Here is a 6,111-nt window from a genome sequence, read left to right as displayed (position 1 = left end):
AGATTTGAACTTGCGACCTCCGGGTTATGAGCCCGGCGAGCTACCGAACTGCTCCACCCCGCGGCGTGCTTCAAGCATCGCACCTTCGCAGCCGAACCTCAAATCGAGAGGCGGTGGTGTAAGGCAGATCACTGCCCTGCACCACCGCCTGACGGTCATGGCCTCCGCAAAGGACTAGCCGTTGGGATCGTTAGCCGGCGCAGAACCGTCCTGCCCCGGCAGCGGGGAATCCGACGAGGCATCGTTCGACTTGCCCTGGGCGGGATCCCCCGAAACCTCGCTTTCGGCGTTGAGCGCCTTGTTCAATGCGTCGCTGAGCTTCTTCTGCTCGTTACCGTAGGCAGCGAAGTCGCCCTTGGTGAGCGCCTCCTGGCCTGCCTTGATGGCCGCATCGGCCGCAGAGAGGGCATCCTTCAGCTGCTGATTCGCCGAAGCCGGCGCCGACGCGTCCGGCTTGGTCGGGGTCTTGCCTGCGCTGCCCTCGTTCGTCGCCGCACCGGATGATCCCTCGAAGAGCTGGTCCAGCGCCTCGGCAAGCGTGTCGGCGAAACCGACCTTGTCGCCAAAGGAGACCAGCACCTTACGCAGCGTCGGGTAGGACGTCTCACCAGTCGACTGGACGTAGACGGGCTGGACATACAGGATGCCTCCACCAACCGGCAGGGAGAGCAGGTTGCCGTTGATGACCTTGGAGGCACCGGACCGCAACAGGTTCAACTGGGTCGACACCGTGGTGTTGGAGTCGAAGTTCTGCTGGGCTTGGCCAGGTCCGGGCACCACCGTGCTGCGCGGCAACTCAAGCAACCTGAGCGTTCCATAACCATCGGCCTTTACCCCGGCCTTATTGCCGGCGTCGGCTTCTGCTGAGAGGAATCCGTAGAGGACGTTGCGTTGCTGGCCTCCCGAACTGGTCTTCGGAATGAAGGTGCTCGTCAGCGAGAAGGTCTCGCTCTCCTGCTTGGGCATGCGCAACGAAAGGTAGTACGGCGGCTGCGGGACCGGCGTCTGCGTCTTCGTCGGATCGTTCGGGACCACCCATGCATCGTTGGATTCATAGAAGTCATCGGGATCGGTGACGTGGTATTCCCCGAGCAGGGTCCGTTGGACCTTGAACAGGTCCTCGGGATACCGCACGTGGCTCATCAGGTCGCCAGACATTTCCGACATCGGCTTTACAGTTGCCGGGAAGACCTTCTGCCACGCCTGCAACAGCGGCTCGTCCGGCTCCCACGCAAACAAGTCGACGGATCCATCGTAGGCATCGACAGTTGCCTTCACGGAGTTCCGGATGTAGTTCACCTTGCCGGAAAGGGCATTGGTCCGGTTATCCCCCGTCAACGAGTCGCGTACGGCTGTATCCAGCTGCTGGGCCGTCGAATATGGGAAGGAATCGTTGGTCGTATAGGCGTCAACGATCCACTTCACCCGACCGTCAACGATGGCCGGGTACGCGTTTGAATCCACGGTCAGGTAGGGAGCGACCTTTTCGACGCGTTCCTTCGGACCACGGTCGTACAGGATCTGGGAGTCCTTGTTGATGGCGTCCGAAAGCAGCAGGTCGGTGGAGCTGAACTTCAGGGCGTAGACGAGCCGGTTGAAGAAACTCCCGACCAACGGGCCGCCATTTCCTTCGAAGGTGGTTTTCGCGTCGCCTTCACCTGACTTGTCGGAGGGGCGATCGAGCTCCCGAGGGCTCCAGCCCTCGGGGCCACCCACCACGGAATACTGCGGCGAGAATTCACCGAAGTAGATACGCGGCTCATAGCTGGCGTCGCTGCCCAGCACGCCTTGGGTGGGAATACCCGAAAGCATGAAGTCCGGGCGTCCGCCGGCACCCACCTTGGCACCGTAAGCAGCAACGACACCGTATCCATGGGTGTAGGTGACGTGCTGGTTGACCCAGCTGTCGGTCGGGTCAACGTTCACTTCGCGGACGGCTATCACCGTGTCTTCCGTCTTTCCGTCCACCTCGTAGCGATCCACGTTCAGCGTGGGCGCGAACTTGTAGTACGTACGGAACTGCTGGAGCTGCGCGAAGGAGTCGGACACGAGATCCGGGTCCAGCAAGCGGATGTTGGTCGTGGTGGCCTTGTCCTTGGCCAGGGCGTTCTTGGCGGTGTCGACCGTCGCCTTGTAGGGGTTGGCCTGGACTTTGTCCAGCCCATACGCCTTCCGCGTCATGTCGATGTTGTTCTGGATGTATGGCTTTTCGAGGGTCTTCTCCGAGGGGACGACCTGGAACTGCTGGACGAGCATCGGGTAGATGCCCCCGGCGACCAAGGCAGTGACCACGAGCATGGCGGTTCCGACCAGCGGGAGTTTCCATCGGCCCATGATGGCACCGACGACAAAGAGCACGGCGACGATGAGTGCAGCAACCACGAGGATCGTCTTGGTGGGGATGACCGCATGGACATCGGTGTAGAGCGCACCGGCAACGCGACCGCCCTGGTTTTCCAGGGTGTTGTACCGATCCAACCAGAAGTTCGCGCCTTGGAGCAGCAGGAAAAGAGCAGCAGCGATGCTGACATGCAGCCTGGCGGGCCGGGAAATCGAGACACCGCCGCGTTCCTGGATACGAACACCGCCGTAGAGGTAGTGCGTCAGCAGTCCGGCGATGCCGGCAATCAGTACGACACTGATGAAGTAGCCCACGAGCAGTCCATAGAACGGCATCGAGTTCATGTAGAACGACAGATCCTTGTGGAACTGCGGGTCGACTTCACCAAAGGGCACCTGGTGGATGAACAACAGGACGGTCTTCCACTGGGAGGCGACCGCGGTGGCGGCGAAGGCCCCGATCACCAGCGGGATGCCCCACATGAGCAGCCGCCGGATGGGCTCGAGCTGCGCCTGGTAGCGGGAAATGTTGTCCGACGCCTGGAGATCTGGCGCGTACACCGGGCGTGTCTTGAAGGCCACCTGGAGGCTGGCCCAGATGGCACCTGCCATGACGACGAAAGCCACCACGAAGATGATGATCTTCGTCAGGAGCTCGGTCCAGAACACCTCGGCAAAGCCGGTCTGGTTGAACCACAGCACGTCGGCGTAGATGTTGGCGAAGAAGATGAACGCCGCCACCAAGATACCGATAATGACGATGGTCGGCACCAGTGGCGATGACTTCCTAGGGGGCGCAGCGGCCCGCTGGCCACCGCCGTCGTCGTCTCCGGACCCTTGGGGGCGTCGACCGAACGGGTTGTCAGGACCGAAACTCACTTATTAAACCTCATTGTCAGTACGAGCTACTGGGTACCCCTCATCGGAGAGGATGGCACAGTGTCCATTCTGCCTTGAGTGAGGTCAACTCGCTAACGCCGACGTCGTGTTGCGTGCGTTATCCGCAGGGACCGGCCCTTAGCTGCAGCCGGGAAATGAGCCCGGGTCCGCCCCGGAGCCGATGGATTCAACCGCCTTGCGGGCTTGGTCCAGGGTCGAGACCTTGATGACGGTCAGTCCATCCGGGACGCGCCCCGCGACATCGGCACAGTTGTCCGCTGGCGCCAGGAAATACTCAGCTCCAGCTTTCTGCGCGCCGACGAGTTTCTGCGCGATGCCCCCGATCGGCCCGACGTTTCCGTCCGCGTCGATGGTTCCGGTACCGGCGAAGGCCTTGCCACCGGTCATGTCACCGTCGGTGAGCGTATCGACGATCCCCAGCGCCAGCATCATGCCAGCACTGGGCCCGCCAACATTGGAAAGGCCAAACTTCACATCGAAGGGAAAAGTGTACTTCGTGCCGAGATACACACCGAGCTGGGGCTGTCCGTCTTCGCCCACGGTGGTCTTCGCCGAGACCTCTTTCTTCTTTCCGCTGCGGACGACCGTCAGGTGCGGTTTTCCGCCCTTGTCGGCTCGCAGGGAAGCCTTGAGCATGTCCAGATCGGTGATCGTCTTCCCGTTGACGTCCTTGAGGACGTCATTGGTTTCCAACAGCCCCTTGTTCGTATCTGTGGCCAACCCGGCAACTCGGAGTTCCTGGGTATAGCCGATATCCAGGCTCCCCAAGGCCGCAGCGATCGAGCTTTGCTGCGAATCGTCCATCTCGGCCGCATTGCGGTCGCTAATCTGGTCATCCGTTGCCCCCCGCGGGTACAACGCTTCCTCTGGATAGACGTCCTCATGCGGATTGACCCATGCCTGGAGCACTCGCAGGAAGGGGATACGGGTCTGCGCTCCGCCGAGTACGTAAATGGTCGTCATGTCCAGGGAACCCTTGGCCGGGAAGGACTCATGCCCGTCGACGGTGATGATCTGTTTCTCATTCACCTTGCCCAGCGTGTTCAAGGCAGGGCCGGGCAGCTCGACGATGAACGGGGTAGGTACGGCAAGGGCGGTAAATCCCAAGACGACCGCGAGGCACGTGGCAATGATGAGTCGGCGCTGGGGACGACGGGGCGGCGGAGGCGGAGAGGCGGTCTCGCTGCCAGCACTCTCCTGGGGGTCCTGCGGTTGGGTCACCGTGGTTTCTTTTCCTTCCGGCCTTCGCCGGCCCGTGGGGCCGGTGCGCATTCGATCTCCCCAAGGGTACAAGGTGCGTAACTGTTTGCGCTGTGCCGACAGCGAACCTCCCGGCGAATGCATAGGGTCTGCCCACATTGCGGGGTTACCGTGGAATCATGGCTGAGAACCCCCCGAACAACCGACCCGACGGCTCAGATGACCCGGACGATTCCGGGCGCAACGATCCCTTTTCCGAGATGCTCTCCAACCTCTTCGGTGGCCAGCTCCCCGAAGGCGTGGACGCAGCCGACTTGCAACGCCAGTTCGGCGCCATGGGAATGCCTTCAGACCCCGCCTCCATGCAGGCCATGATGGGACAGATGCAAGCCATGATGGGCGCGATGTCCTCTGGTGACGGCAGTCCCGTGAATTGGAAGCTTGCCCAGGACTCGGCACGCCAAGCCGCTGCCGGCGACGACCCGAGCGTGACGACGGCACGCGCAGCGGCGATCAGCGAGGCCGGCCGCCTGGCAGATATGTGGCTGGACCGGGCCACGACATTTGAGGCCCTGTCCTCTGGTTTCTCATCGTATTCCCGGGCCCAATGGGTGGAGAAGACGCTCCCCCGGTGGAAAAAACTCACCGAGCCAGTCGCCGTCAGTGTCTCCCAGGCCATCAGCACTGCCATGCGCGACCAGGTACCCGAGGAATTCAAGGCCATGCTTGGCTCGGCCCAGGGCATGTTCCAGAACCTGGGTGGGGCGATGTTCGGCATGCAGCTGGGAACTGCTGTTGGGGGTTTGGCCAAGGACGTGCTCGGATCCACCGATATCGGGATCCCGCTGACGACCGAGGCGCCTGCCTTGGTGCCGGCCAACATTGCCCATTTCGGCGAAGGCCTCGACATCCCCGAGCAGGAGGTCCTGCTCTTTGCCGCACTCCGCGAGTCCGCCCACGCGCGGCTGTTCCAGCGTGTGCCATGGCTGCAATCGCACGTCCTCGGAGCCATCGAGGACTACGCCAGAGGCATCCACATCGACATGTCGCGGATCGAGGAGGCCGTACGCGACATCGACCCATCGAACCCCGAGTCATTGCAAGGTGCCGTCACGGAGGGGCTGTTCATGCCCCAGCGCACGCCAGCCCAGGAAGCCGCACTGGCCAAGCTCGAAACTACACTGGCCCTGATCGAGGGCTGGGTCGATGAAGTCGTCGCCGACGCGGCAGCGAATTTGCCTTCCGCCGCTGCACTGCGCGAGACCGTGCGCCGTCGCCGAGCAACAGGTGGCCCCGCCGAACAAGCCTTCGCCTCCCTGGTCGGCCTTGAACTGCGTCCGCGGCGTCTGCGTGACGCGGCTACCCTCTGGTCCTTGTTGAAGGAAGAACGTGGTTACGAAGGACGCGATGCGATCTGGCAGCACCCCGATCTCATGCCGGGTGCCGAGGATCTTGACGATCCAGCAGGCTTTTCGGAACGGCGGGCCCTGGCAGAGGCATCCGACGGCGAACTTGACGAGGCACTGAACCGGCTCCTTGATGGAGGCTATGACTCCCCCGCCGCTTCCGAAACCGGGGACGTCGAGGACCCGCAAGATCCCGAATCTGGCGGCGACGAAGACAACTCGACCGGCGACGCCGGCGAACAGCGCTAGGGCTTACTCCCCCAAG

3 protein-coding genes are annotated in these 6,111 nt (G+C 62.5%); 1 reads left to right on the top strand and 2 read right to left on the bottom strand.

Annotation, left to right across the window (positions count from 1 at the left end):
- Positions 1-174: 174 nt before the first annotated feature.
- The gene (locus ABD088_RS11380) at positions 175-3,111 is read right to left on the bottom strand and encodes a UPF0182 family membrane protein (protein ID WP_343902049.1); all 2,937 of its coding nucleotides are present in this window, start codon (positions 3,109-3,111) and stop codon (positions 175-177) included.
- A 246-nt stretch (positions 3,112-3,357) separates the two neighbouring features.
- Positions 3,358-4,512, bottom strand: a complete 1,155-nt coding sequence (locus ABD088_RS11375) for a YlbL family protein (protein WP_343902048.1) — start codon at positions 4,510-4,512, stop codon at positions 3,358-3,360.
- A gap of 107 nt (positions 4,513-4,619) precedes the next feature.
- On the opposite strand from ABD088_RS11375, the gene ABD088_RS11370 reads away from it, so the two are divergent.
- Positions 4,620-6,095 carry a zinc-dependent metalloprotease gene (locus ABD088_RS11370; protein ID WP_343902047.1) on the top strand — a complete coding sequence of 492 codons (1,476 nt, stop codon included), beginning with the start codon at positions 4,620-4,622 and terminating at the stop codon, positions 6,093-6,095.
- Positions 6,096-6,111: the final 16 nt, after the last annotated feature.

Origin of the sequence: Arthrobacter rhombi (assembly GCF_039526245.1) — a bacterium.
In the GTDB taxonomy this organism is placed as follows: Bacteria; Actinomycetota; Actinomycetes; order Actinomycetales; family Micrococcaceae; genus Arthrobacter_H; species Arthrobacter_H rhombi.
The sequence above is the reverse complement of the archived record's forward strand: the minus strand, read 5'-3'. Positions and strand labels throughout refer to the sequence as shown.

What these genes read in the sequence shown, in the direction of transcription:
- ABD088_RS11375 (WP_343902048.1), bottom strand. Translation starts at nt 4,512, where the DNA reads ATGCGCACCGGCCCCACGGGCCGGCGAAGGCCGGAAGGAAAAGAAACC.
- ABD088_RS11370 (WP_343902047.1), top strand. Translation starts at nt 4,620, where the DNA reads ATGGCTGAGAACCCCCCGAACAACCGACCCGACGGCTCAGATGACCCG.